The organism is Streptomyces blastmyceticus, assembly GCF_039521185.1.
In the GTDB taxonomy this organism is placed as follows: domain Bacteria; phylum Actinomycetota; class Actinomycetes; order Streptomycetales; family Streptomycetaceae; genus Streptomyces; species Streptomyces blastmyceticus.
Window position 1 is genome coordinate 180,693 of the sequence record NZ_BAAABW010000001.1, and the last position, 25,555, is coordinate 206,247.

Consider the following 25,555-nt stretch of genomic DNA (forward strand, 5'->3'; position numbering starts at 1 on the left):
TAGGGAGTACCCGTGAGGATCGGAATCGTCGGAGCCACCGGCCAGGTCGGCGGAGTCATGCGCAAGATCCTCGCCGAGCGGGCTGCGTTTAATTCTCTCGGCCCCATCAGCGAGCTGCGTCTGTTCGCCTCCGCGCGCTCCGCGGGCACCGTCCTCGACGGGGTCACGGTGGAGGACGCCTCCACCGCGGACTACTCCGGCCTGGACATCGTGCTCTTCTCCGCCGGTGGCGCCACCTCCCGCGCGCTCGCGGAGAAGGTCGCCGCGCAGGGCCCGGTCGTGATCGACAACTCCTCCGCCTGGCGGATGGACCCCGAGGTCCCCCTCGTCGTCTCCGAGGTCAACCCGGACGCGATCGCGAACCGCCCCAAGGGCATCATCGCCAACCCGAACTGCACGACCATGGCCGCCATGCCCGTGCTGCGCCCGCTGCACGACGAGGCCGGTCTGACCGCGCTGATCGCCACCACCTACCAGGCCGTCTCCGGCTCGGGCCTCGCCGGTGTGGCGGAGCTGGACGGCCAGGTGCGCGAGGTCGCCGACCGGGCGACCGGGCTGACGCACGACGGCGGGGCCGTGGCCTTCCCGGAGCCCGCCGTCTACAAGCGCCCCATCGCCTTCAACGTGCTGCCCCTGGCCGGCAGCATCGTCGACGACGGCCGCTTCGAGACGGACGAGGAGCAGAAGCTCCGCAACGAGTCCCGCAAGATCCTGGGCATCCCGGAGCTCAAGGTCTCCGGCACCTGCGTCCGGGTGCCGGTCTTCTCCGGCCACTCCCTCCAGGTCAACGCCCGCTTCGAGCGTCCCCTGAGCGTCGAGCGCGCCTACGAGCTGCTGAAGGACGCCCCCGGCGTCGAGCTCTCCGAGATCCCCACCCCGCTCCAGGCGGCCGGCAAGGACGCCTCGTACGTGGGCCGCATCCGCGCCGACGAGACCGCCGAGAACGGCCTCGCGCTCTTCCTCTCCAACGACAACCTCCGCAAGGGCGCGGCGCTCAACGCCGTCCAGATCGCGGAGCTGGTCGCGCGGGAGCTGCGCGGCTGACGCCGTGAGCGACGCACGGAAAGGGCCGGACGCCTCGCGTCCGGCCCTTTCCGGTGCACCCCGGTCCAGGACCGCCCCGCGGGCGGCATGGAAGGATGGCGCGAACGTCGCAATGTAGAAGGAGATGCCCAGGTGCCTGGAACGAATCTGACCCGCGAAGAGGCGCAGCGGCGCGCGCAGCTGCTCACCGTCGACTCGTACGAGATCGATCTCGACCTCTCCGGTGCGCAGGAGGGCGGTACGTACCGCTCCGAGACCCTGGTGCGGTTCGAGGCGGCCGAGGCGGGCGCGGAGTCGTTCATCGACCTGGTGGCGCCGGCCGTGCGCGAGGTCGTCCTGAACGGGACCGCGCTGGACGCCGCCGAGGTGTTCGCGGACAGCCGCATCGCGCTGCCGGGCCTGCTCGCCGGGCGCAACGAGCTGAAGGTCGTCGCGGACTGCGCGTACACCAACACCGGTGAGGGGCTGCACCGGTTCGTCGACCCGGTCGACGAGCAGGCCTATCTCTACACGCAGTTCGAGGTGCCGGACGCGCGCCGCGTCTTCGCCTCCTTCGAACAGCCCGACCTGAAGGCGACGTTCCGGTTCACCGTGAAGGCCCCCGAGGGCTGGACCGTGATCTCCAACTCGCCGACGCCCGAGCGCCCGGCCGACAACGTGTGGCGCTTCGAGCCGACGCCGCGGATCTCCACGTACATCACCGCGCTGATCGCCGGCCCGTACCACAGCGTGCACAGCACGTACGAGAAGGACGGGCGCAGCATCCCGCTGGGCATCTACTGCCGGCCGTCGCTGGCGGAGTTCCTGGACGCGGACGCCGTCTTCGAGGTCACGCGGCAGGGCTTCGAGTGGTTCGAGGAGAAGTTCGCCTACGACTACCCCTTCGCCAAGTACGACCAGCTGTTCGTGCCGGAGTTCAACGCGGGCGCGATGGAGAACGCGGGCGCGGTCACCATCCGCGACCAGTACGTCTTCCGCTCGAAGGTGACGGACGCGGCGTACGAGTCGCGGGCGGAGACCATCCTGCACGAGCTGGCCCACATGTGGTTCGGCGACCTGGTCACCATGGAGTGGTGGAACGACCTGTGGCTGAACGAGTCGTTCGCCACCTACACCTCCATCGCCTGCCAGGCGGACGCCCCGGGCTCGAAGTGGCCGCAGTCGTGGACGACGTTCGCCAACTCCATGAAGACGTGGGCGTACCGGCAGGACCAGCTGCCGTCGACCCACCCGATCATGGCCGAGATCCGCGACCTGGACGACGTGCTCGTCAACTTCGACGGCATCACCTACGCCAAGGGCGCGTCCGTGCTCAAGCAGCTCGTGGCGTACGTCGGCAAGGACGAGTTCTTCACGGGCGTGCAGGCGTACTTCAAGGCGCACGCCTTCGGCAACACGCGCCTGTCGGACCTGCTGGGCGCGCTGGAGAAGACCTCCGGCCGTGACCTGAAGACCTGGTCGAAGGCGTGGCTGGAGACGGCCGGCATCAACGTCCTGCGCCCGGAGATCGCGGTCGCCGAGGACGGCACGATCACCTCCTTCGCCGTCAAGCAGGAGGCCCCCGCGCTGCCCGCCGGCGCGAAGAGCGAGCCGACGCTTCGCCCGCACCGCATCGCGATCGGCCTGTACGAGCTCCAGGGCGGCAAGCTGGTGCGCACCGACCGCATCGAGCTGGACGTCGACGGCGAGCTGACGCCGGTGGAGGCTCTGGTGGGCCGCAAGCGCCCCGCCGTCGTGCTCCTCAACGACGACGACCTGTCGTACGCGAAGGTGCGCCTGGACGAGGAGTCCCTGCGGGTCGTCACCGCGCACCTGGGCGACTTCACCGAGTCCCTGCCGCGCGCGCTGTGCTGGGCCTCCGCCTGGGACATGACGCGCGACGGCGAGCTGGCCACCCGCGACTACCTGTCGCTGGTGCTCTCGGGCGTCACCAAGGAGTCGGACATCGGCGTCGTCCAGTCGCTCCAGCGGCAGACGAAGCTGGCCCTGGACCTCTACGCGGCCCCGGACTGGCGCGCGACCGGCCTGGCCACGTGGACGGAGGCGGCGCTGGAGCAGCTGCGCGCGGCCGAGCCGGGCAGCGACCACCAGCTGTCCTGGGCGCGGACCTTCGCGGCCACCGCCCGCACGGACGAGCAGCTCGACCTGCTCCAGGCCCTGCTGGACGGCACGGAGACCATCGACGGCCTCGCCGTCGACACCGACCTGCGCTGGACGCTGCTGGGGCGGCTCGCCGCGACCGGCCGCGCCGACGAGAAGGCGATCGCCGCCGAGCTGGAGCGCGACAAGACGTCGGCGGGCGAGCAGCACGCAGCCTCGGCCCGTGCCGCGCGCCCGACCGCCGAGGCCAAGGCCGAGACGTGGGCGTCGGTCGTCGAGTCCGACAAGCTGCCCAACGCGGTGCAGGAAGCGGTCATCGGCGGCTTCGTCCAGCCCGACCAGCGCGAGCTGCTCGCCCCGTACAGCGAGAAGTACTTCTCGGTGATCAAGGGCATCTGGGAGAGCCGCAGCCACGAGATCGCCCAGCAGATCGCGGTCGGCCTCTACCCGGTCCTGCTGGTCTCGCAGGCCACTCTGGACGCCACGGACGCGTGGCTGGCCGCCGCGGAGCCCAACGCGGCCCTGCGCCGCCTGGTCACGGAGTCGCGCGCGGGCGTGGAGCGCGCCCTGAAGGCCCAGGCGGCGGACGCGGCCTCGGCCTGATGAGGATGTGAGGGGCGCCCCGGATGCCCGGGGCGCCCCTCAGCGTTTGCTCAGGCCTTCCCGGCGCGGGCCCGACGGCGGGCGAGCAGGGCCTCGCGGCGCTCGTCGAACTTCGTCGCCTCCGCGTCCAGGCCGCCCATGAACAGGCCGAGCTCCTCCTGGGCGCGCAGGCCCTCCGGGCCGAGGCCGGTGATCTCCAGGACCTTCAGGAAGCGCAGCACCGGCTGGAGCACGTCGTCGTGGTGGATGCGGAGGTTGTAGATCCCGCCGATGGCCATCTGCGCGGCGGCCCGCTCGAAGCCGGGGATGCCGTGGCCGGGCATCCGGAATCCGACGACGACGTCGCGGACGGCCGACATCGTCTGGTCGGGGGCCAGCTCGAAGGCCTTGCCGAGGAGGTTGCGGTAGAAGACCATGTGCAGGTTCTCGTCCGTGGCGATACGGGCGAGCATGCGATCGCAGACGGGGTCGCCGGAGTGGTGGCCGGTGTTCCGGTGCGAGATGCGGGTGGCCAGCTCCTGGAAGGCGACGTACGCCACGGAGTGCAGCATGCTGTGCCGGTTGTCGGACTCGAAGCCCTCCGACATGTGCTGCATCCGGAACCGCTCCAGCGCGACCGGGTCGACGGCCCGCGAGGTCAGCAGGTAGTCGCGCATCACGATGCCGTGCCTGCCCTCCTCCGCGGTCCAGCGGTGCACCCAGGTGCCCCAGGCGCCGTCGCGGCCGAAGAGCGACGCGATCTCGTGGTGATAACTGGGGAGGTTGTCCTCGGTCAGCAAGTTGACGACGAGGGCCGTACGCCCGATATCAGTGACCTTCGACTGCTCCGGCGCCCACGCCTCGCCCCCCATCACCCCGTCGAAGTTCCGCCCGTCGCTCCACGGCACGTACTCGTGCGGCATCCACTCCTTGGCGACCTTCAGATGCCGGTTGAGCTCGGCTTCCACGACCTCTTCGAGTGCGTACAGCAGCCGGCTGTCGCTCCATGCGGCCCGGGCGTGGTGGCGAAGGGGGGCGATGGTCACAGACAGCTCCAGGCGGGGACGATTGATCTTACTTACGGATCCGTAGGTTACGACACCGTAGGTTAAGGCGGCGATAAACGGCAAGGGGTACCGGAATTTGATCTCTCACTTCATGGGTGAGCGGGCGCTTGCGCTGTGTAGCCGCTCCATGGCGAGCCACCCGTACGGACGAACCGCCGCGCACCCGGGATGCCGACGGCCCGGTGGTACGTGAGGCTGTCGGGGCGTGGCCCGCCACGAGCCGGTCCCAGGATCGCGAGGCCGGCCACACCATGCCCTCGACAGCAGCAGGAGGTCCGCCGTGGCGAACAAGATCTACGCCGTCAGCATGGGCGACAGCTATGTCTCGGGCGGTGATCCCTCCAGCAAGAACACGGTGCTCTACGCGAAGTGGGACCCGCCGACGGACACCCTCGACAAGGACTTCACCCGGGTCTTCGCGGAGTCCTGGGAAGGCACCCCGGAGCAGCGGCGCTGGATGGAGAAGGCGGCGGCCGCGGGCCGGAGCATCCCGTCGCTCTACCTGCCGAAGACGGGCAAGGTCTACTTCCTGCACGAGGACCAGTACGTGCGCTGCACGCTGGCGACGATGACGATCGACGAGGGATTCCCGAAGTCGATCGGCTCGTACTGGCCGGGGCTGAAGGCCGTGGGTTTCGACAGCGGGATCGACTCGATCCTGTGGTGGGACGAGAAGACGATCTACATCTTCAAGGGCCTGCACTACGTGCGCTACAACCTTGAGACCGACAAGGTCGACGAGGGCTATCCGAAGTCGATCGTCGCCTACTGGCCGGGGTTCAAGGAGGCGGGCTTCGAGGGCGGGATCGACGCGATCTTCCGCTGGGAACCCGACTGGGTCTACGCCTTCAAGAACGACCAGTACATCCGCCTCCACATCCCCACCAACAAGGTCGACGTGGGCCCCAGGACGAGCGCCAGATACTGGAACCCGCTCGGCGAGCTGAGCTCCCGCCGGGTCCTCACGGTGTTCCAGGCTCCGGACGTCACCGCGCCTGTCCGCGTCAGCCTCCCCAAGGTCCAGGTGATCGACGGGTTCCCCACGGGGACGTTCAAAATCACCAATGCCGAGACGGGGCTGTGCCTTGAGGCATACCTGAGTTCCGAAGGAGACTACAAAGCCGGCACGTACGCGGTGAAAAACCCCACCCCTGGGCGCACCGAGCAAGCCGCCTTCCTGGAGAAGTGCACCAACAGCAAGGACCAGCTGTGGCGCTACAACGCCAAGAAGAAGACGCTGGAAAACATCGGCACCGGCCGGTGCCTGATCATGGACATCCCGCCTTCGGGGGCGGCCATCCTGTCCGGCTTGGTGCCCAAGGGCGCGGCCTGGGTCCTCGGCCTCCACGGCTGCAACACCGACCCCGGTTGCTTCGAGGCCGGTACCAACCAGTTCCGCGCCGAGAACGGCTACATCACTCTCGCCGATACCACCAAGGAAGAGGCGGAGAAGAGCTACTGGACAGCCGACAAGGACTCCAAGACGGCAATGATCCATGGCATGGCCAAGGGCGGACCCCGCCAGAAGTGGATCCTCACCCCCGCCACGTAGCAGCCAAGAAGCTGGCATGCCTCTCGCTGTCCGGGCATCCGGGATGCCCGGACGTATTGCCGCACCGACGGTCGTACCGATCTCGAGAGTTTGCGCTGCTCAGCGGCCAGGCTCCGGCGTCGTCGGTACAGGCGATGCGGTAGGTCAACCGGCACTCCTGCACTCGTCCGTCTCATTGTCGAAGCGCACGTCGGAGAAGTCCCCGGCCTTCAGCCGCCGGACGCCAGCGCGCGGGCAAGGAGTGTGCCCGTCTTCCAGCCCTCGGCCGGGGCCATCTCGCGTACCAGGGGATGACGGAATCCGTGCTCCTTGAGAAGAGCGGTCCACATGTCAGGGGTGTAGTCCCAGCGCTTGACGACCAGCGGGTTCGGGTCGTCGGCCTGGTTGATGTAGGAAGCCTGGCAGCCGTAGCAGCCTTCGACCGGGGGACGCTGGGAGAACGCCAGGACTCCACCCGGTTTCATGACTCGGCGGATCGCGGGGAGCATCTGCCCCGGATCGGTGAACCAGATGGCGCCGAAGACGGAGTACACGGCATCGAAGCGCTCGGCGGTCTCGCTCATGAAGTCGAGCGCGCCCCGCTGGTGCAGTTCCAGGCCCGGCAGGTCCCCCCAGCGTTCGCGGGCGGCGTTGAGCTGGACGGGGGAGACGTCGACGCCGACGGCGCGGTGTCCAAGGGTGGCGACGTGAGCAAGGTTGCCACCGGTACCGCACCCGAGCTCCAGGACACAGGCTGCGGCCCTGTCGCCCAGCACTTCGACGCCGGGGCCGTGGTCGGGGTACTGCGTCCAGTTGAACCAGGTGGTCTCACCCTTGGCGTTCTTCTCCCGCCGACCGCCGGGCTTCCTGCGGGCGTAGGTGTCCCACGCCATCGTGTCGGTCACGTGCTCCTCCGTCGCGTCCATGGGTGCGGCCGGCCGCACCACACGGGTACGACCGGCCTGGCTGCCTTCTGCTCTGATCAACCGCTCTTGGCAGCGTTGTGATTCGGGCTGTTGTGGCAGTTCGCGTGACACTGCGAGCAGTCGGCGATGTCAAGCTCCGGCCAGAACTCCGGATCCACCGCGTACCCGGCGGCCTGGATGGCGTCCACAGTCCGGGCGCGCAGGCCCTTGCCCCCGCCGTGCTCCTCACGGTCCAGGAACCCGGGCTGGTGGTGGACGAACTTCCCGAAGGTCTCTCCACAGAAGTCGGCATAAGCCTTGGTCCGCAGAACGAACGCGTGCCAGAAGTCGTCCACCAGCGGGGACGGACTCAGCGGCTTCTCACTCGCCGCACTGGCAGCCACGAACGCCAGCATCTGACCCACGCCCCGGTGAGCCATGCCCGCCGGGATGTGGTCGTACTTGGCCCGCACATCAGCCGCGATGATCTCCCGCAGCTCCGCACCGACCAGGGTCCCCGCATCGATCGCGGGCCGTTCCTCAACGTTGGTCACGTCTTACCTCCGGGGCTTCGTCCGGCGTCGTCTCTCTGCTGCTTGCCTTGCAGACACGCTAGGGGCGAGGCGCTTGCCCGGAATCTCTGATTCGCGAATATTCGACCAACGCAAGCGGGACTTCCGCATGATTCTCAAGCGGTGTCCAGCGCCCGCCGGGCCCGGGTGAGCACGCGATGTGCGTCGGCACCGTAGACAGCCGAGTCGGCGAACGCCTGCCACACCTTGAGATACAGACCGACGCTCTCCGCGTCGTCGAGCCACAGTTCCGCGTGCCAGTCCTCCGCGATGACCAGGCGTTCGTCATAGACCCAGAACCCGTTGGCCGGCGGTAGCTTGAGCGGGGCACCGAACGGGACAATGCCCAGGGACACGGTGTCGAGTCCGAGTACGCCGCTCAGGCGGTCGAGTTGCGCGGCCAGCACTGAAGGCGGGCAGACCAGGGAGTGCAACGCGGCTTCCCACATCACGATGTGGAACGTCCTGCCCGGCTCGTACAGCATTTCCTGACGCTTCACGCGTGCCCGGACGGCTTCTTCCGTGTCCCGGACCGACTGGTGCAGATCTCTGTACCGCGAGATAATGTGGCGGGCGTACTCCGCCGTCTGGAACATGCCGGCGACCATGGCGCTCTGCCAGGCCCGGAAAATCGTGGAACGCTCGTACTCGGCCGTGAGTGCGTCCTGGACGGGCTTGTGTCCGGCGGCGAGCTGTCGCCGCCAGGAGCGGGACCGGGATTCCAGGCTCCGGAGCCGCGTGGTCAGTTCCTCGGCGGCCTCGGGCCGCCCGGTGCCCCGCGCCCACGCCAGAAGGTCGTCAGCCGTCGCGGTCTGGCGGCCGGTCTCCAGCTTGCTGACCTTGGACTGAGTCCACCCCAGCTTGTCCGCCAGCTCCCTGCCCGTAAGCCTCCGCTCGGTGCGCAACTCGCGGAGTCGCGCACCGAGGGCAGCCCTGGCCTGCTGAAAGTCTGTGGTCACTCGGTGGAAGGCACCTGATCCCTGAACTTGTCGTAGGGAATGGCGTGGTGCCATGCCGCATCGCGGACCTGGCAGGCGCGCGCGACTTCCACAGGATCCGTGACGAGTTCGACGCCGGTCATCCGGTCGGCGTCGTCGAAGTGAAGCCGCGCGATAACGCGCGAATCGAAGAGCCAGAAGTCTTCCTCCGGGAGCTTCAGCCGCTCCGCGTCGCCCCTCCACAGGTTCCGGATGTCTTCGCCCACGGCACTGTTCCGGCGGGCGTTGTCGAGCAGGTACCGCTGCCCCGGAGTCGGCGGGTTGTCCACCACACGGACGCGCTCGAACCGCTTGCCCAGGGCCGACTGTTCACGCCGGGAGACGCACCACGGGTCATCCAGATCCCATCCGGCGTCCTCGCCACGAGCGAACCGGCGGTATGTCTCCGTCTCCTCGTCCGACTGATAGCGACGACGGGTCTCCAGGCGCCAGGCGGTGTGCTCGAACGTCCGGAACATCCCTCCGAACTCGCCGAAGCCGATCATCACGGGCACCCTGTCAACCTCCCTCGGAGCGAAGTCCGCCAGCAGGACGCGCGGCACCACGACGGCCCGCTCTCCGTCCTTCACATTACGGAGCTGAGCCACGTCGTCGGGGTCGGTCACCGCATCCCCTTGGACCAGCACATCCCCGGTGTCCAGGTCTTCATACAGCGTCGGACAGCCGTCGTTGCCGGAGTTGGTACCGATGAAGCGAAGTCGCCGAGCCATCGTCGTTCCCCTCTCGTCGGACGGATCCCGACCAGGATGGGACCGCCCAGGAGGTTCTGTCCGGCGTGATTCTCGATTATTCGCGTGGGATCCCGCTCTACTGGTAGCTGTCGAAGCGCCCCGTCTTCACGCCGGCCAGGAAGGCAGCGAAGGGGGCGTGGCTCGCTCTCGCGGTCACGCCCGGTTCGTCGCTCTCGCGTATCAGGATCACGTCGACTTGGGCTGCGATCTCGACGCACTGCTCACCACCGGCTCCGGAAAAGGAGGATTTCTGCCACTTGATTCCAGTACTCATCGCCAGGACCTTCACAGCTCTCGTGTGACATCACGAATGAACCTTCGCGATTCCAGGGGATCAAGGGAGGCGCGCTCCGCAGAATCAACGAGCGCCCTGTAACTGCCGAGTTCTGCAACGGAGTTCAGGTATCGACCACCAAACGGCGTATCGATTTGAACCGTGTCCAATTGACGAACAACACCACCCGCGTACAGCACAGTCTGGGTGACCTCGACGAAGTCATCGCTGGCGAACGGGATGACGCGCACGGTCACGTACGGCCGCTCGGACGCTTCCATCAGGTGATCGAGCTGTTCCCGGGCCACTTTCCGGCCACCGATGCGCATACGCAGGGCAGCTTCATGGATGATCACTTCGAAGCGCGGAGGCGCCGCACGTTCAAAGATCACCCGCCGCTTCATGCGATGCTCCACTCGCGCTTCGACCTCGTCAGCGGGTAGCACGGGACTGGACCCCCTGAAAAGGGCCCGCGCATAACTCTCGGTCTGGAAGACACCCGGGAATGTCACCGGCTGCAGGGCTCGAAGGCTTACCGCATGGTGTTCCAACTCGGCAATATCAAGGAACCCAGGGACAAGGACCCCTCGGTACGCGTCCCACCACCCCTTGCCACGATGCTCCCGTGCTATCGAGCAGAGCGCATCAATCAGCGCCTCATCTCGGCAGGAGTAGAACGTCGCCAGGCGACGGATGCGCTCCTCACCGATCCCGACACGACCCGCTTCGATATGACTGATCTTCGCCTGGTCAGTGGAGATCAGACCAGCGGCTTCGCGGGCCGTTTTACCCGCGCGTTCACGCAGCTTGCGCAGCTCTGCACCCAAACGCACCTGTCGGGCACTCGGGTTGTCCCTCGGCGGCATGTCACCTTCCCCTGGTCGCGCACAGTGTCCCGCGCAACCGTGCCATGGGTCCACTCGTGAGGGCTACTTCGAAGCAACAAGCTTGCTCCGGAGCATGGTTGACCCCTACGGTCCTCACAGAGTCGGGGTAGCCCGAACTACAGCCATCCGCAAGCAAGTTGCAGTAGCGGGAGACAAACATGAGTACAGCAACGCTCGCCACTCCCCTCACCACCACCGCCCACAAGACCGCGCAGACCTACCAGCTGACCGCCCCCGCGACCGCGACAACCGCCCACGTGGCCCGGAGCTTCATCACGGCCGCGCTCGCGGCCAACGCGCACGAGCCGCTGATCGGTGACGCCTGTGTCTGCGTCTCCGACGCCGTCGCCAACGTCGTGACGCACGCGCGCGTGGCCGCGCTCACCGTGGAGGTCGTCGTCCACGACAACGGCAGCGTCGTAGTGGCCGTGCGCGACGACGACCCCGGACGACTGCCGTGGCCCCGCAGCGCTCGCGCCGACGCGGAGAACGGCCGGGGGCTCACGCTCGTACGCCGCCTCGCGCACGCGTCCGGGGTCACGCTGCTGTGGGACGAGCTGCGGCCCATCGGCAAGGAAGTGTGGTTCGTCCTGCGGGAAGACGCCCCAGCGGCGATCAGCGGCTGAGCGCGTCGGTCTCCGCGTAGCCGGGGATGCCCGCGGGCAGCGGGTCGCCGTCACGGACCGCGACTGCCGTGGTGACCGTGGCTTTCAGGGCCGCGCGGAAGAGCAGGGAGCCGGTGCTGACCCGCCGCACGCCCAGGTCCGCCAACCGGTCGAGGCCGAGGGCGGGCAGGTGCAGCACGTTGACCGGTACGGGCACCGCGGCGGTCACGGCGGCGATGTCCTCCTCCCCGGCCAGGCCCGGCACGAAGATCCCGTCGGCGCCCGCTTCCACGTACCGTCGCGCGCGGTCCAGCGTCGCGGGCACCGAAGCGTCGACCCCCAGCCAGTAGGTGTCCGCGCGGGCGTTGAGGAAGACTTCGGGCGCCCGGCTCTTGACCGCGCGGATCAACGCCACCTGCGTCGCGGGGGCGGCCAGCCGGTCGCCGCGCCCGTCCTCCAGGTTGATCCCGGCGACCCCGAGGTCGGCCAACTCGGCTACCAGGTCACCTACTTCCCCCGGGTCGGCGCTGAAGCCCGCCTCGATGTCGACGGTGACCGGGCACGACAACCGGACCAGCCTCCTCGCCAGCGCCACGGTCTCGTCGCGGGCCAATCCCGCGGCGTCGGGCAGGCCGTTGGCCGCGGCCACACCGAGGCTGGTCGTGCCGATGGCCGCGAACCCCGCAGCGGCCAGCGCCGCGGCCGACGCGAAGTCCCAGGCGTTGGGCAGCAGCAACGGCCGGTCCGCGTGATGCAGTGCGTGGAACGCGGTGTTCAACGGGTCCTCGCTTCCAGTGGGACGACGAACTCCGGGCCGGTCAGAGGGGCGTGGCTCATCAAGGGCATGGCGCCAGGCTAGCGGGCAGGTCAGACATCGCGGCCGGGACTCGGGCTGGTTAGGCTGCCGGCCATGAATACGGCCATGACCAGCAGCGGGACCCGCGAGCCCGTCGTCCTCGACGCGACGGAAGTGACGGCCGATCCGGACCTCGGGGCCCGGTTCGCGGAGTCGGCCCATCGGATCCTGGCGGACCTGGTCCGTGGAGGTGCGGCACTCGGCTGGGTCGAACCGCCCTCGCCCGATGAGGTGGCGGAACTCCTCGACCACGTCGTCTCCGCGGCCCACGCCGGCGATGCGGCGATGCGTGCCGCTTACGTCGACCGTCGGCTGGTCGGGCTGGGGTACTGGCTGCGCTACGCGCGACCGACGCATCGTCCGCACGCCGATCTGGAGAAGATCGCGGTGGCTGCCGCCGCCCACGGTCGCGGCGTCGGTCGGGCACTGACCGCCGCCCTGATCGCTGACGCCAGGCGGGCGGGAATCGAGGTCCTCACCCTGGACGCCCGGGGCGACAACAGCAATGCCCTGCACCTCTACCGGTCGCTGGGCTTCAGCGAATACGGGCGTCTGCCCGACTTCGTCGCCGTCGGCGCACGCCGCTACGACAAGGTTTTCCACATGCTCGACCTCCGCCAAGAGGGGTGACCCCACGCGCGCGAACAAAACCGCCCGGCACCCCGCCCCGAAGGGGCAGTGGCGCCGGGCGGCGGAAGGAGAAGGGTCAGCGCGTGCGTGCGTGGTGGGTGTCGCGGGTGTGCGGGTTGTCCCCGTGGCGCGAGGCGACCATGACGAGGCCGGCGATCACCAGGAAGAGGACGATCGGCGCGGCGACGTAGAGGCCGAGGGTGTCGAGCACGCTCAGGCCCGGGCCCGGGTCGTCGCCGTCGTCGCGGGTGAGCGCGAACGCGGGGGACGACATCAGCAGCATCAGCATTGTGCCGGTGGCGATGGCACCGGCACGCACGGCGTTCTTGTTGACCTTATTGCTCACGGGCTCAACGTATCGGACACTCGCTCGGACCGCGCGTCCGGGGTGGCCTATGGGGACCTCACCCCTCTGACCTCCTGCATCAGGGCGTGTAGCCGGGGCGAGGCGACCAGTTCCTCCAGGGAGACGGGGCGGCCGGTGGCGTCGGCGACGGGCAGTCGCCAGTTGGGGTACTGGTCCCACGTGCCGGGCAGGTTCTGCGGCCGCCGGTCCCCGACCGTGTCCGGCAGCCAGACGCCGATCATGCGGGCCGGGGTGAGCAGGAGATAGCGGTGGACGGCCCGGACGGCGGCCTCCTCGTCGACCTCCCCTTCCGGAAGCAGGCCCAGCCGCCGGAAGAGCGCCAGCCACTCGGCGACCTCGCGCGCGTCCTCCCGCCGCTCGTCGGCGAGCGGGCGGCCGAGGAGGCCCAGCCGGTGGCGCAGCCCGACGTGGTCGCCGGTCAGCCGGGAGGCGGTGCTCGGCAGGTCGTGGGTGGTGGCGGTGGCCAGGCAGGACGTGCGCCACCGGGCGGGCTCCAGGGGCTCGGCGGGCTCCCGCGCCCAGTCCCGTTCGAACCACAGCACCGAGGTGCCCAGCACGCCCCGCTCGGCGAGCGCGTCGCGGACACCCGGTTCGACCGTGCCGAGGTCCTCCCCCATGACGGTGGCGCCCGCGCGGTGGGCCTCCAGGGCGAGGACGCCGAGCATGGCCTCCGGGTCGTAGCGGACGTACGTGCCCAGCGTCGGTTCGCGGCCCTCCGGAACCCACCACAGGCGGAACAGGCCCATCACATGGTCGATGCGCAGCGCGCCCGCGTGCCGCAGCAGGCCGCGCAGCAGGTCGCGGTACGGGCCGTAGCCGCCGGCCTCCAGGGCGTCGGGCCGCCAGGGCGGCAGGCCCCAGTCCTGGCCGCGGGAGTTGAAGGCGTCGGGGGGCGCGCCGATGGACATGCCCGCGGCGAAGGCGTCCTGCTGCGCCCAGGCGTCGGCGCCCGAGGGGTGGACGCCGACGGCCAGGTCGTGGACGAGCCCGACGCGCATGCCCGCCTCGCGCGCCGCCCGCTGCGCGGCTGCCAGCTGCTCGTCGGTCAGCCAGGCGAGCCAGCAGTGGAAGTCGACGCGGTCGTGGAGTTCCTCGCGGGCGCGGGCCGTGGCGGCGGAGCGGGGGTCCTTCAGGCCGCCGGGCCAGCCCCGCCAGTCGGTGCCGTGCGCCTCGGCGAGCGCGCACCAGGTGGCGTGGTCCTCCAGCGCCCGGCCCTGCTCGGCGCGGAAGGCGTCGTACGCGGCCCGGCGCCCGGGGCCGAGCGGCACGGCCCGTACGAGCTCCAGAGCCCGCCGCTTGAGCGCCCACACGGCGTCCCGGTCGATGAGCTCGGCCCCGCACAGCACACCGTCCCGCAGAGCGGCGGCCCTGGTCAGGAGCGTCCCGGCGCGCTCGCGCGCGGCGCCGGTGAGGTGCGCGTACTCCGTGACGTCCCCGACCCGCAGGTGCACGGGGTCGGGGAAGCGGCGGGAGGAGGGGCGGTAGGGCGAGGGGTCGGTGGGCGCGCCCTGGGTGCCGGGCACGGCCGCGTGCAGCGGGTTGACCTGCACGAAGTCCGAGCCGTACGTACGCCCAGACCAGGCCGCGAGCTCCGCCAGGTCGCCGAGGTCGCCCATGCCCCAGGAGCGGGCGGACAGCAGGGAGTACAGCTGCACGAGGAAACCGTGGGCGCGCCCCGGGGGCGCGGGCAGCCGCTCGGGGGCGACGATCAGGGACGCGCCGGCGGTCCGGCCGTCGGGGGCGTGGGCGTGCAGGAGGTGACGGCCGTACGGCAGGCCGCCGAGGAAATCATCGGTTGCGTGCGGCGAGCCATCGGCGCACGTGGTGTCCCGAGCGCCGGTCGGGGCTCCCGCGGGCCCCTCCCACGCGACACTCCGCCCGTCCTCGGTCTCGACCCGCAGCAGCGTGCCCTCCGGCAGCGCGGGCAGCTCCGGCCGGGAAGGGCGCAGCACCACCGTGGCGGGCAGCAGCCGCAGGGCGTCCGCCTGCGCGCGGGCCTCCAGCGCCTCCTGGACGGACCGGGGGGTGGACGCGTCGACGCCCAGGGCGGCGAGGACGGCGACGACGGTGTCCTCTGACACCGGGACGCTCCGGCCGGGCGCGGGAGCGTAGGAGGTGGCGACGCCGTGCAGGGCGGCGAGGTGCGCTCTGCCCATCCGGGCCTCCTCAGATCTCCGGGTTCTCCGTGCCACAGGGGGTGCGGGTGGTGGGTTCGCTGGTGAGGGGCGGTTCGGGGGTGAGCGGGGGTTCGCTGGTGAGGGGGGTGGTGTCGGCGAGGGGAGGTTCGCTGGTCAGGGGCGGTTCCGAGCAGCTGGTGAGAGCGGAGAGCAGCAGTTGGGCTGACGCGGCCACGGGGGCCTCCTGTGGGTGACGGGGGTGGGTCATGTCTTGGCCTACCCACTGGCCGGGCCCGCAGACACAGTTCTTTCCCCACCCCGCCTCTCCGCGAACCGTGGCTCCGCCCCGGACCCCGGTCCGCGGAGCCCCGGGAGTGGACGGACACCCAGACTCGCCGGGCAATAAGCGCACTTCGGTCACGTCCGTTGACACGTTCACCGGCTGGTGATGGGCTCGACCCTCACCGACACGGGGAACACGGGGAACACCGGGAACAATGAGGAGACGGCCGTGCACTTCCGGGGCAGTGACTCCTCGTTCGCCCACCCCCGCCGCGCCGGGGTCACCGTGCTGGCCGCGGCCCTCCTCGGCGGGCTGCTGGGCGGCTCGTCCGACGCCCTCGCCGAGCCCCGGCCGGACGGCACGGCGACGTCCGTGCCCGACCGGGAGGGCGAGTCCGGTCTGCCGCCGGTGTGGCCGCGCCCGCAGACCTCGCGCGCGCTGGGGGCGTACGTCCCGGTCGGCGACCAGGTCACCCTCATGGCCGACAACGGCACCGATCCGTACGCGATCGACGCGCTCCGCGCCGTCCTGCGCGCGGCCGGTGCCCGTACGGTCGTCGACGCCGCGCCCGGCGGCACCCCGCCGCCGAGCGGGCTGATCGTCTACGCGGGCGGGCAGGCCGCCGAGGACGCCCTCAAGGCGCTGGGCGCGCCCGCCGCCGGTGACCTGCCCACGGGCGGCTACCGCCTCGCGACCGGCCAGGTCGACGGGCGGCCGACGGCGGCGCTGTCGGGCAACGGCCCGGACGGGCTGTTCCACGCGGCGCAGACGCTGCGGCAGTTGGCGGTGGCGCGCGACGGCGGGCAGGCCTTCGCCGGTGCGGTGGTCCGCGACTGGCCGGGCACGGCGGTGCGCGGGCTGACCGAGGGGTTCTACGGGCAGCCGTGGTCCCGCGAACAGCGGCTCGCGCAGCTGGACTTCATGGGGCGGACGAAGCAGAACCGCTATCTCTACGCGCCCGGCGACGACCCCTACCGCCAGGCCCGCTGGCGCGCCCCGTACCCCGCCGCGCAGCGCGCCGACTTCCGCGCGCTGGCCGAGCGGGCCCGCCGCAACCATGTGACGCTCGGCTGGGCGGTCGCGCCGGGGCAGTCGATGTGCTTCTCGTCCGCCGGGGACCTGCGGGACCTCAAGCGGAAGATCGACGGGATGTGGGCGCTGGGGGTGCGCGCCTTCCAGCTGCAGTTCCAGGACGTGAGCTACAGCGAGTGGCACTGCGACGCGGACGCGCAGGCCTTCGGCTCCGGGCCGAAGGCGGCGGCGAAGGCTCAGGCGAAGGTCGCGGGCGCGATCGCCGCGCACCTGGCGGCCAAGGGCGCCGAGGCCGCTCCGCTGTCGCTGCTGCCGACCGAGTACTACCAGGACGGCCGGACGGCGTTCCGGCGGGCGCTGGCCGACGCGCTCGACCCGCGGGTGGAGGTGGCGTGGACGGGGGTCGGGGTGGTGCCCAGGACCATCACCGGCGGTGAACTCGCCGACGCGCACGCGGCGTTCGCGCACCCGCTGGTCACCATGGACAACTACCCGGTGAACGACTTCGCCGAGGACCGCATCTTCCTCGGCCCGTACACCGGCCGGGAGCCGGCCGTGGCGACCGGCTCGGCCGCGCTGCTGGCCAACGCCGCCGCGCAGCCGACCGCTTCGCGCATCCCGCTGTTCACCGCCGCCGACTACGCCTGGAACCCGCGCGGCTACCGCCCCGACGAGTCGTGGCAGGCGGCCGTCGACGACCTGGCGGGCCCGGACGGTCCGACCCGGGATGCGCTGCGGGCGCTGGCGGGCAACGACGCCTCCTCCGTGCTCGGCGGCGAGGAGTCGGCGTATCTGCGCCCGCTGCTTGACGCCTTCTGGGAGGCGCTGTCGGGCACGGACCAGGGCAGGCTGGCCGAGGCGGCGGACCGGCTGCGGTCGGCCTTCGGCACGATGCGGGACGCCCCGGGCCGTCTGACCCGGGCCCTCGACGGCTTCGGCGGCGAGGTGCGGCCGTGGCTGGACCAGCTGGCGCGGCACGGCGAGGCGGGCGCGCGGGCCGTGGACATGCTCACCGCGCAGGCGCGCGGCGACGGCGCCGCGGCCTGGCGGGCCCAGCTCGACGTGCAGGGGCTGCGGGAGCGGATCGACGACAGCCCGGTGACGGTCGGCAAGGGGGTGCTGGCGCCGTTCCTGGACCAGGCCCTGGCCCGTGCGAACGGCTGGACGGGCGTGGACCGGCCGGCGCGCACGGCGGGCGCGGCGACGGACGGCGATCCCACGACGGCGACGACACCGCGCGCGGGCACCCCGCTGACCGTACGGCTGGCGGGGCAGCACCCGCTGACGGCGGTCACCGTGCTCACCGCGCCGGGCAAGGGCGTGCGTGGCACGGTCGAGGCCCATGACCCGGCCAAGGGCTGGCAGCCGCTCGGCGCGGTGTCCGACAGCGGCTGGACCCAGTCGCCGGGCAGGGGCGTACGGGCCGACGCGCTGCGGCTGGTCTGGGCGGACGGCAGCGCTCCGCCCGCCGTGCACGAGATCGCGCCGTGGTTCGGGGACACCCCGTCGGCCGACTTCGAGCTCACGCGCAGTGACGTGGACACGGAGACCGGCGGGCAGCCCGCGGCCGTGGACGTCCGAATGATCAACCGGCGGCCGGACGCGGTCCACGAGAAGCTCACCGTGCAGGCTCCGTCGGGCGTCACTGTCAAGGCACCGCCGGAGCTGGCGGTGGCGCGCGGGGGCGTGACGACGGCCCGTATCGAGCTGTCCGTGCCCGCCGGGTCCCCGGCCCGGACCTTCACCGTGCCGATCCGGCTGGGGGACGTGGAGCGGACCCTGACCGTACGGGCGTACCCGCCGGTCGGCGGCCCGGACCTGGCGCGCGGCGCGAGGGCGACGTCCTCGGGCGACGCGTCGGGCCGCCACCCGGCGTCGGCGGCCGTCGACGGCGACCTCGGAACCTGGTGGGCCGCCGAGCCCGACGACGGTGCCTGGTGGCAGCTGGAGCTGGCGCGCCCGGCCCGGCTGGGCAGCCTCGTGCTGCACTGGCGGGACGGGCACCCGTCCCGCTACCGCGTCCAGGTCTCCCCGGACGGCCGGACCTGGCGGGACGCGGCGGTCGTCGACCGGGGCAGGGGCGGGGAGGAGACGGTGCGGATGGACGCGCCGGAGGCCCGGTTCGTCCGGGTCCAGGGCGGGAAGCGGGCGACGGACGATGCCTACGCGCTGACGGAGGTGGAGGCGTACGCCGTGGCGGACAAGCAGGAGAAGGGCACGTAGAAGCCGTGAGACCGGGCCATCGCCGTACGCGCGGGTGACCGCGCGCACACTATGACAACGGCCCGGTCGACTCAGGCGGAAATGCCGTCGATCCGGGCCATCGCGTCCTCCGCGCCGAATGCCTCCAGATAAGGCAGCCAGCGCGGGTCCCTATGCCCCGTGCCGATGATGCGCCACGCCAGCCCGGACGGCGGTGCCGGCTGATGCCGCAGCCTCCACCCCAGCTCGGCGACGTGCCGGTCGGCCTTGACGTGGTTGCAGCGGCGGCACGCGGCCACCACGTTTTCCCAGGCGTGCTGGCCACCACGGCTGCGCGGGACGACGTGATCGACGCTGGTTGCGACGCCACCGCAGTACGCGCATCGGCCGCCGTCGCGGGCGAAGAGGGCGCGGCGGGTGAGCGGAACGGGCCCCCGAAAGGGCACCCGCACAAAGCGCTTCAGCCGGACGACGCTGGGTGCGGGGATGGTGCAGGTCGCGCTGTGCATATAGGCGCCGGAGTCCTCGAGGCTGACGGCCTTTTCGTTGAGGACGAGTATGAGCGCGCGGCGGAGCGGTACGACGCCGAGCGGCTCGTACGACGCATTGAGGACCAGGACATGCGGCACGGGTGCCTCCTTGTACGCCGGCGGCGCGTGGCTCGCGCCGGGACGATCTCCTGCAAGTGTCCCCCGGCCCCCGGCCGGAGCGCCACCATCGTCGGGTAACGGGCCACGGGTGTTTTGGAACACAGTGTGTTCATCCCCCGCTCAAGACCGGCCCCATCTCGAACAGAGCAACGGAGGAACGCGGCTGCCCCGTTAGTGTGGTGAGCTGCCCGCGCGGCTGTTCCGCCGCGGGCGTGGCTCATACGGAGGGTTACTGCTGTGTTCTGGTCCGCTGCCCTGGCTGCCGACTCGACGCCCCGTCCCGTTTCCCTGGACGAGGCGCAACGGACGGCGAACGACGCCGCGGGCTGGGTGGAGGAGAACTGGTCCATCTGGCTCAGCAACGGCCTGCGCATGATCCTGATCGTGGTGATCGCGATCGTGATGCGGTCCCTGATCCGGCGGGCCATCACCAAGCTCATAGCCCGCATGAACCGCACCACCGAGTCCCTCGACGGCACGGCGCTCGGCGGTCTGCTGGTCAACGCGGAGCGGCGCAGGCAGCGCTCCGAGGCCATCGGCTCGGTGCTGCGCAGCGTCACCTCGTTCCTCATCATGGGCACGGCGGCGCTGACCGTGCTGTCCGTGCTGAAGATCAACCTGGCCCCGCTGCTCGCGAGCGCCGGTGTGGCCGGTGTGGCCATCGGTTTCGGCGCCCGCAACCTGGTCACGGACTTCCTGTCCGGCGTCTTCATGATCCTTGAGGACCAGTACGGCGTCGGTGACGAGGTGGACGCGGGCGTCGCCACCGGCACCGTCATCGAGGTGGGCCTGCGCGTCACCAAGCTGCGCGGCTCCAACGGTGCCATCTGGTACGTGCGCAACGGCGAGGTCAAGCGCATCGGCAACCTCAGCCAGGGCTGGGCCACGGCGGGCGTCGACATCCAGGTCCGCTCGGACGAGGACCTGGACCGGGTGCGCGGCATCATCACCCGGGTCGGCGAGGACATGCAGAAGGACGAACCGTGGAACGAGCGGCTGTGGGAGCCGGTCGAGGTGCTCGGCCTGGACGCGGTCTACCTCGACTCCGTCGTCATCCGGGTGTCCGCGAAGACGATGCCGGGGGTGGCGCTGGGGGTGGAGCGGGAGCTTCGCTGGCGGATCAAGCGGGAGCTGGATGCGGAGGGGATTCGCATCGTGGGTCGGCCGCTGGACGCGGACCTGGAGACGGCGTCCTCGCCCGACCCTTCGGCGGGCGTCGCCGCGCCGTCCGCTTTGGCCAATCCGACTTCCCCGCAGTCCCAGGCCACTGTCCCGATACCGCCGGGCCCCTCGCTGGGGAAGTGATCCGCCTGCGGCGGGCTTGTTCCCCAGCCCCGCCCCTTCCCGAAACCGGGGGAAACCCCCGGACCCCCTGAAGCGGCTGCGCCGCTTGTCCTCAAACGCCGGACGGGCTGAATTCGCTGGCTACGGTCCGCGAAATCCAGCCCGTCCGGCGTTTGAGGACCGGGGTCTGGGGCGGAGCCCCAGTTTCGGGAAGGGGCGGGGTGGGGGAGCAAAGCCCGCCGGGCCGCACCCGGGCACGGGTCCGGGGCGGAGCCCCGGCCTCGGCGGAGCCGAGCATCAGACGCTGCGGGAAGGGGCGGGGTGGGGAACAAAAACCGCCGGGCCGCACCCATTGACGCCACCTTTATCGCAGGCTTAACGTCTCGTTGATCGATAGGAAAGTTTCCTAACAGACGAGGCGGAGGCCATGGCCGGAACCCCCGGGACACCACGCGTGCTGCGCGCCATGAACGACCGGGCGGCCCTCGATCTGCTCATCGCCCACGGCCCCCTCACCCGCACCCGGCTCGGTGAGCTGACCGGGCTGTCCAAGCCCACCGCCTCGCAGCTGCTGACGCGGCTGGAGGCCGCCGGGCTGGTGCGTCCGACCGGCAGCGTCACCGGCCGGCCCGGGCCCAGCGCCCAGCTGTACGAGGTGAACCCGGGCGTCGCCCACGTCGCGGCGCTCGCCGTGGACCCCGAGGGCGTCACCGCGGTGGTCGCGGACATCACCGGGCGGGTCGTCGGCGAGCACCGCGTCGAGGCGGAGGCGACGGCCGAGCCCGTACGGACCCGTACCGCCGCGCTCGTCGCCGAGGTCGTCGACGGGGCGCTCGCCGCGGCGGGCCTGGGCCACGACGCCCTGCACCGCACCGTCATCGGCACCCCGGGCGCCCTCGACCCGCGCACCGGGACCCTGCGCTACGCGCCGCACCTGCCGGGCTGGCAGTCCCGCAGCCTGCGCGACGAGCTCGCCGCGGTGCTCGGGACGCCCGTCGTCATCGAGAACGACGTCAACCTCGCGGCCGTAGCCGAGCAACACCACGGCACCGCCCAGGACTTCGACGACTTCGTGCTCGTCTGGGCGGACGAGGGCGTCGGCGCCGCCATCGTGCTCGACGGCAACCTGCTGCGCGGCGCCACCGGGGGCGCGGGCGAGATCGGCTATATGCCGCTGCCCGGCGCGCCGCTCGCGCGCGGCGGCGAGGACGCGACCGCGGGCCCGGACGGCGGCGGGGGCTTCCAGATGCTCGTCGCCTCCGCCGCCGTGCTCGCGCTCGCCGCCGCCCACGGCATCGAAGCCCGTACGGCACCGGAGGCCCTGGCCCTCGCCGCCGCCACCCCGGGGGCGGGCGACGACGTGCTCGCCGAGCTCGGGCGGCGGCTGGCCGTGGGGCTCGCGGCCGTCGTCGCCGTGGTCGACCCGGAGCTGGTGGTGCTCTCGGGGGCGGTCTGCAAGGCGGGCGGCGAGCGGCTGCGCGCGATGGTCGAGGCCGAGCTCACGGGGCTGTCCCTGCCCCGGCCGCTGCTCCGGCTGAGCGCCGTGACGGGCTCGCCGATCCTGACCGGAGCGCTGCGGATCGCGCTCGCCGACGCCCGCGACACCGTCTTCGACACGGCCTGACCGGCCCCCGCCCCGCCCGTTCCCGCGCGCTTCCTCCCCGACCGCCCCTGCCGCAAAGGAAGTTCCGCCATGCCGCGAACGCACCGCCGCGCGCCGGCCCTCCTCGTCCCCCTGCTGCTCTGCGCGGGACTGCTGCTGTCGGGCTGCGCGAACCCGGGCCGGGGAAGCGCCGACGACGACCCGACCCGGCCGGTGACCCTGAAGTTCTGGCACGGCTGGTCGGAGAAGAACGAGGTCAAGGCCGTCGACGCGGCGATCGCCCGGTTCGAGAGGCTGCACCCCAACATCCGGGTGAAGTCGACCGGGAACGTCAGCGACGCGACCGTCAACCAGGCGCTGCGCGCGGGCGGGGGCGACGCGCCCGACGTGGTGTCCTCGTTCACCACCGACAACGTCGGGCAGTACTGCTCCTCGGGCATGTGGGCCGACCTCGACCCCTTCATGAAGAAGTCGGGCCTCGACAAGGAGAAGGTCTTTCCGAAGACCCTGCTGTCGTACACCTCCTACGAGGGCAGGCAGTGCGCCCTTCCCCTCCTCGCGGACGCCTACGGCCTCTACTACAACAAGGACGCCTTCGAGAAAGCGGGCATCACCCGGCCGCCGCGCACGATGTCCGAGTTCCGCGAGGACGCGGTGAAGCTCACCGAGCGGACCTCCGGCGGCTCGTACAAGCAACTGGGCTTCATGCCGGACTTCCGGCTGTACCAGAACAGCCCGGACCGGCTTCTCGCCCAGTGGGGGCCGCGGTACTTCGACGCCGAAGGAAAGGCCCGGCTCGCCGAGTCGCCCGAGACCGCGGAGTTCTTCACCGTCCAGCGGGACCTGATCCGCGCGCAGGGCGGCTACGGGGCGCTGGAGAAATTCCGCACAACCTTCGGCGACGAGATGTCCTCGCAGAACGCGTTTCTCACCGGGAAGCTGGCCATGCACATGGACGGCGAATGGCGCGGGCTGATGCTGAACGAGGCCGGGCCCTCCTTCCGCTGGGGCACGGCCCCCATGCCGGTGCCCGACGACCGTGCCGACACTTACGGCCGCGGCTATCTCACCGGCACGGTCGCGGGCATCGCCCACAGCAGCAAGCATCAGAACGCGGCGTGGGAACTGCTGAAATTCCTGACCGCGGACACCGATCAAGTGGTCGCGTTCGCCAACGCCATCCACAACATCCCGTCCACCAACGCCGCGCTCGCCTCGCCGAGGCTGGAACGCGACCCCGCCTTCCGCACCTTCCTCGACATCGCGGCGAATCCCCGCAGCACCGGCATGCCGCCGTCCGTGAACGGCGGGCAGTACATCGTCTCGCTCCGCGATTTCGCCTTCGACGTCGAGGCGGGAAAGGTCCACGACCTCACCAAGGGGCTGCGCGCACTCGACCGGCAGATAGACGAAGACAACCTCCAGTCCCGGAACTGACGGAGCCCGCCATGGCGATACCCATAGCACCCGAACTGCGCCGCAAACGCACCCGAGAGCGGCTGCGGACGCTCGGCTTCCTCTCCCCCTGGCTGGTCGGCTTCACCGTCTTCTTCGGCTATCCGCTCCTCGCCACCGTCTATTTCTCCTTCATGCACTACAACCAGATCCAGGCCCCGACCTTCGTCGGCCTGCGGAACTGGAGATATGTGCTGGAGCAGATGCCCCTCTTCGGCCCGGCGCTGTGGAACACCCTCTGGCTCGTGGTCGTCATGGTCGCCCTCCGCGTCGCCTTCGGACTGGGCATAGGCCTGCTCGTCACCAAGGTGAAAACGGGAGCGGGCTTTTTCCGTACGGCCTTCTACCTGCCGTATCTGGCCCCGCCCGTGGCCGCGACGGTGGCCTTCGTCTTCCTGCTCAACCCCGGTACGGGACCGGTCAACGAGGCGCTCTCGGCGGTCGGCGTCTCCGCCCCCAACTGGTTCAACGACCCCGACTGGGCCAAGCCCTCACTGGTGCTGCTCTCCCTGTGGGGAATCGGCGACCTGATGGTCATCTTCATGGCCGCCCTGCTGGACGTGCCCAAGGAGCAGTACGAGGCCGCCGAACTGGACGGCGCGGGCCCCTTCGCGAAATTCCGCTACGTCACCTGGCCGTCGATCGTGCCGATCGTGATGTTCGCGGTGGTGACGGGGGTCGTGCAGACCATGCAGTACTACACCCAGGCCCTGGTCGCCGGAAAGCTCGCCTCCGGGGTCAGCGTCGGACCCGGCACGGTCATCCAGCCCGGCTATCCCGACCACTCCACGCTCACCGTGCCGCAGCTGGTCTATTCGCTCGGCTTCCAGAACTTCAACACCGGCGCCGCGTGCGTGCTCTCGCTCGTGCTCTTCGCCATCGCCATGGCCGTGACCTCGCTGCTGATGCGCAAGCGGGCCGGTCTGCTGACGGCGGAGGACTGACCATGAGAACCCGTCGTCGCGTTCTGCACTGGATAGCCGTGCACACCACCGCCGTCGCCGTCGCGCTCTTCTTCGTCCTGCCGTTCGTCTTCGTCTTCCTGACCTCGGTCATGAGCGACGACCAGGCGATGAGCGGCGACCTGTGGCCGCACGAGTGGAACTGGTCGAACTACGCGGACGTGTTCCGCACGCCGGGCTTCCTCGGCTGGTGGCGGAACTCCCTGCTGTACGCGGGACTGGGCACCCTCTTCACCGTGTGCTCCTCGGTCCCGGTCGCCTACGCGCTCGCCAGATTCCGCTTCCGCGGCCGCCGCACGGCACTCGTCCTCGTCATCTCCACGATGATGCTGCCGCCCCAGGTCATCGTCATCCCGATGTATCTGGTGTGGGCCCAGCAACTGCACCTGTCGGGCTCGCTGTGGCCGCTGATCATCCCGATGGCGTTCGGGGACGCGTACTCCATCTTCCTGCTCCGGCAGTTCCTGCTGACGATTCCCAAGGAATACCTGGAGTCGGCGAAGGTCGACGGCTGCGGCGAGCTGCGCACGCTGCTGGGCATCGTCGTGCCGATGGCCAAGCCGGGAATCGCGGCGGTCGCGCTCTTCCAGTTCTTCTACTGCTGGAACGACTACTTCGGTCCGCAGATCTACGCGGCGCAGAACCCGGGCGCCTGGACGCTCAGTTATGGTCTGGAGTCCTTCAAGAGCGCGCACAGCGTCAACTGGAATCTGACCATGGCGGCGACACTGCTGGTCATGGCACCGGTCATCGTCGTTTTCTTCTTCGCACAGAAAGCCTTCGTCGAAGGCGTCACTCTCACCGGAGTAAAGGGCTGA

Annotated in this window: 23 protein-coding genes; 11 read left to right on the forward strand and 12 right to left on the reverse strand. The window is 70.6% G+C overall.

Features of this window, described 5'->3' with window-relative positions:
• The first annotated feature begins 12 nt into the window (after positions 1-12).
• Positions 13-1,044 carry an aspartate-semialdehyde dehydrogenase gene (locus tag ABD269_RS00820; RefSeq protein ID WP_344114990.1) on the forward strand — a complete coding sequence of 344 codons (1,032 nt, stop codon included), beginning with the start codon at positions 13-15 and terminating at the stop codon, positions 1,042-1,044.
• A 132-nt stretch (positions 1,045-1,176) separates the two neighbouring features.
• The gene (gene pepN, locus ABD269_RS00825) at positions 1,177-3,747 is read left to right on the forward strand and encodes an aminopeptidase N (RefSeq protein ID WP_344114992.1); all 2,571 of its coding nucleotides are present in this window, start codon (positions 1,177-1,179) and stop codon (positions 3,745-3,747) included.
• Between the two features lie 50 nt (positions 3,748-3,797).
• Here pepN and ABD269_RS00830 read toward each other — a convergent pair whose 3' ends face one another.
• Positions 3,798-4,772, reverse strand: coding sequence for an acyl-ACP desaturase (locus ABD269_RS00830; protein ID WP_344114994.1), 975 nt, complete (start codon positions 4,770-4,772; stop codon positions 3,798-3,800).
• Positions 4,773-5,073: 301 nt separating this feature from the next.
• On the opposite strand from ABD269_RS00830, the gene ABD269_RS00835 reads away from it, so the two are divergent.
• Positions 5,074-6,345 carry a hemopexin repeat-containing protein gene (locus tag ABD269_RS00835; protein WP_344114996.1) on the forward strand — a complete coding sequence of 424 codons (1,272 nt, stop codon included), beginning with the start codon at positions 5,074-5,076 and terminating at the stop codon, positions 6,343-6,345.
• 209 nt (positions 6,346-6,554) lie between these two features.
• Here the strand turns inward: ABD269_RS00835 and ABD269_RS00840 are convergent, their stop codons facing one another.
• The 6 genes from ABD269_RS00840 to ABD269_RS00865 form a co-directional block, all read right to left on the reverse strand.
• Positions 6,555-7,229, reverse strand: coding sequence for a class I SAM-dependent methyltransferase (locus ABD269_RS00840; protein ID WP_344114998.1), 675 nt, complete (start codon positions 7,227-7,229; stop codon positions 6,555-6,557).
• 77 nt (positions 7,230-7,306) lie between these two features.
• Positions 7,307-7,783, reverse strand: coding sequence for a glycine-rich domain-containing protein (locus ABD269_RS00845; RefSeq protein WP_344115000.1), 477 nt, complete (start codon positions 7,781-7,783; stop codon positions 7,307-7,309).
• Positions 7,784-7,917: 134 nt separating this feature from the next.
• Entirely contained in the window at positions 7,918-8,760 is an 843-nt protein-coding gene (locus tag ABD269_RS00850) for a helix-turn-helix domain-containing protein (protein WP_344115002.1), read from the reverse strand.
• Positions 8,757-9,509 (reverse strand): DUF6879 family protein, encoded by a 753-nt coding sequence (locus ABD269_RS00855; protein ID WP_344115004.1) that lies wholly within the window; start codon positions 9,507-9,509, stop codon positions 8,757-8,759. Before ABD269_RS00855 ends, ABD269_RS00850 begins: the two co-directional genes overlap by 4 nt.
• Before the next feature lie 97 nt (positions 9,510-9,606).
• Complete coding sequence (locus ABD269_RS00860) at positions 9,607-9,804, reverse strand: DUF397 domain-containing protein (RefSeq protein WP_344115006.1); 198 nt, start codon at positions 9,802-9,804, stop codon at positions 9,607-9,609.
• 11 nt (positions 9,805-9,815) lie between these two features.
• Entirely contained in the window at positions 9,816-10,670 is an 855-nt protein-coding gene (locus tag ABD269_RS00865) for a helix-turn-helix domain-containing protein (RefSeq protein ID WP_344115008.1), read from the reverse strand.
• A gap of 179 nt (positions 10,671-10,849) precedes the next feature.
• Here ABD269_RS00865 and ABD269_RS00870 point away from each other — a divergent pair, with 179 nt between their 5' ends.
• Positions 10,850-11,317, forward strand: a complete 468-nt coding sequence (locus ABD269_RS00870; protein WP_344115010.1) for an ATP-binding protein — start codon at positions 10,850-10,852, stop codon at positions 11,315-11,317.
• Here the strand turns inward: ABD269_RS00870 and ABD269_RS00875 are convergent.
• On the reverse strand, positions 11,307-12,074 hold the full coding sequence (locus ABD269_RS00875; protein WP_344115012.1) for an isocitrate lyase/PEP mutase family protein: 768 nt from the start codon (positions 12,072-12,074) through the stop codon (positions 11,307-11,309). The two genes, ABD269_RS00870 and ABD269_RS00875, sit on opposite strands and share 11 nt — an antisense overlap.
• Positions 12,075-12,218: 144 nt before the next feature.
• On the opposite strand from ABD269_RS00875, the gene ABD269_RS00880 reads away from it, so the two are divergent.
• Positions 12,219-12,782 (forward strand): GNAT family N-acetyltransferase, encoded by a 564-nt coding sequence (locus tag ABD269_RS00880; protein ID WP_425572808.1) that lies wholly within the window; start codon positions 12,219-12,221, stop codon positions 12,780-12,782.
• A gap of 76 nt (positions 12,783-12,858) precedes the next feature.
• On the opposite strand, the gene ABD269_RS00885 is transcribed toward ABD269_RS00880, so the two are convergent.
• From ABD269_RS00885 to ABD269_RS00895, 3 genes are read right to left on the reverse strand one after another with little or no spacing between them, the layout of a single operon-like run.
• On the reverse strand, positions 12,859-13,128 hold the full coding sequence (locus tag ABD269_RS00885; RefSeq protein WP_301887367.1) for a hypothetical protein: 270 nt from the start codon (positions 13,126-13,128) through the stop codon (positions 12,859-12,861).
• A gap of 47 nt (positions 13,129-13,175) precedes the next feature.
• Positions 13,176-15,305, reverse strand: coding sequence for a 4-alpha-glucanotransferase (gene malQ / locus ABD269_RS00890; protein WP_344115018.1), 2,130 nt, complete (start codon positions 15,303-15,305; stop codon positions 13,176-13,178).
• A gap of 10 nt (positions 15,306-15,315) precedes the next feature.
• A complete protein-coding gene (locus ABD269_RS00895; RefSeq protein WP_116211842.1) occupies positions 15,316-15,501 on the reverse strand; it encodes a hypothetical protein in 186 nt (61 codons plus the stop codon).
• Positions 15,502-15,777: 276 nt separating this feature from the next.
• Between ABD269_RS00895 and ABD269_RS00900 the strand changes: the two genes are divergently transcribed.
• Entirely contained in the window at positions 15,778-18,804 is a 3,027-nt protein-coding gene (locus ABD269_RS00900; RefSeq protein ID WP_344115020.1) for a glycoside hydrolase family 84 protein, read from the forward strand.
• 71 nt (positions 18,805-18,875) lie between these two features.
• On the opposite strand, the gene ABD269_RS00905 is transcribed toward ABD269_RS00900, so the two are convergent.
• Positions 18,876-19,412 (reverse strand): HNH endonuclease, encoded by a 537-nt coding sequence (locus ABD269_RS00905; RefSeq protein ID WP_116211844.1) that lies wholly within the window; start codon positions 19,410-19,412, stop codon positions 18,876-18,878.
• Positions 19,413-19,670: 258 nt separating this feature from the next.
• Here ABD269_RS00905 and ABD269_RS00910 point away from each other — a divergent pair, with 258 nt between their 5' ends.
• The 5 genes from ABD269_RS00910 to ABD269_RS00930 all read left to right on the forward strand — a co-directional run bounded on the left by ABD269_RS00910 (position 19,671) and on the right by ABD269_RS00930 (position 25,555).
• Positions 19,671-20,738, forward strand: coding sequence for a mechanosensitive ion channel family protein (locus ABD269_RS00910; protein ID WP_301887364.1), 1,068 nt, complete (start codon positions 19,671-19,673; stop codon positions 20,736-20,738).
• A gap of 406 nt (positions 20,739-21,144) precedes the next feature.
• A complete protein-coding gene (locus ABD269_RS00915; protein WP_344115024.1) occupies positions 21,145-22,341 on the forward strand; it encodes an ROK family transcriptional regulator in 1,197 nt (398 codons plus the stop codon).
• A gap of 69 nt (positions 22,342-22,410) precedes the next feature.
• Positions 22,411-23,757 carry an ABC transporter substrate-binding protein gene (locus tag ABD269_RS00920; RefSeq protein ID WP_344115026.1) on the forward strand — a complete coding sequence of 449 codons (1,347 nt, stop codon included), beginning with the start codon at positions 22,411-22,413 and terminating at the stop codon, positions 23,755-23,757.
• Between the two features lie 11 nt (positions 23,758-23,768).
• Positions 23,769-24,719 (forward strand): carbohydrate ABC transporter permease, encoded by a 951-nt coding sequence (locus ABD269_RS00925; RefSeq protein WP_344115028.1) that lies wholly within the window; start codon positions 23,769-23,771, stop codon positions 24,717-24,719.
• Positions 24,626-25,555, forward strand: a complete 930-nt coding sequence (locus ABD269_RS00930; RefSeq protein ID WP_425572800.1) for a carbohydrate ABC transporter permease — start codon at positions 24,626-24,628, stop codon at positions 25,553-25,555. Before ABD269_RS00925 ends, ABD269_RS00930 begins: the two co-directional genes overlap by 94 nt.

Excerpts from the sequence above, each read along its gene's own strand:
- ABD269_RS00855 (WP_344115004.1), bottom strand. The coding sequence starts at position 9,509 with ATGGCTCGGCGACTTCGCTTCATCGGTACCAACTCCGGCAACGACGGC.
- ABD269_RS00860 (WP_344115006.1), bottom strand. The coding sequence starts at position 9,804 with ATGAGTACTGGAATCAAGTGGCAGAAATCCTCCTTTTCCGGAGCCGGT.
- ABD269_RS00865 (WP_344115008.1), bottom strand. The coding sequence starts at position 10,670 with ATGCCGCCGAGGGACAACCCGAGTGCCCGACAGGTGCGTTTGGGTGCA.
- ABD269_RS00870 (WP_344115010.1), top strand. The coding sequence starts at position 10,850 with ATGAGTACAGCAACGCTCGCCACTCCCCTCACCACCACCGCCCACAAG.
- ABD269_RS00880 (WP_425572808.1), top strand. The coding sequence starts at position 12,219 with ATGACCAGCAGCGGGACCCGCGAGCCCGTCGTCCTCGACGCGACGGAA.
- malQ (WP_344115018.1), bottom strand. The coding sequence starts at position 15,305 with ATGGGCAGAGCGCACCTCGCCGCCCTGCACGGCGTCGCCACCTCCTAC.
- ABD269_RS00915 (WP_344115024.1), top strand. The coding sequence starts at position 21,145 with ATGGCCGGAACCCCCGGGACACCACGCGTGCTGCGCGCCATGAACGAC.
- ABD269_RS00920 (WP_344115026.1), top strand. The coding sequence starts at position 22,411 with ATGCCGCGAACGCACCGCCGCGCGCCGGCCCTCCTCGTCCCCCTGCTG.
- ABD269_RS00925 (WP_344115028.1), top strand. The coding sequence starts at position 23,769 with ATGGCGATACCCATAGCACCCGAACTGCGCCGCAAACGCACCCGAGAG.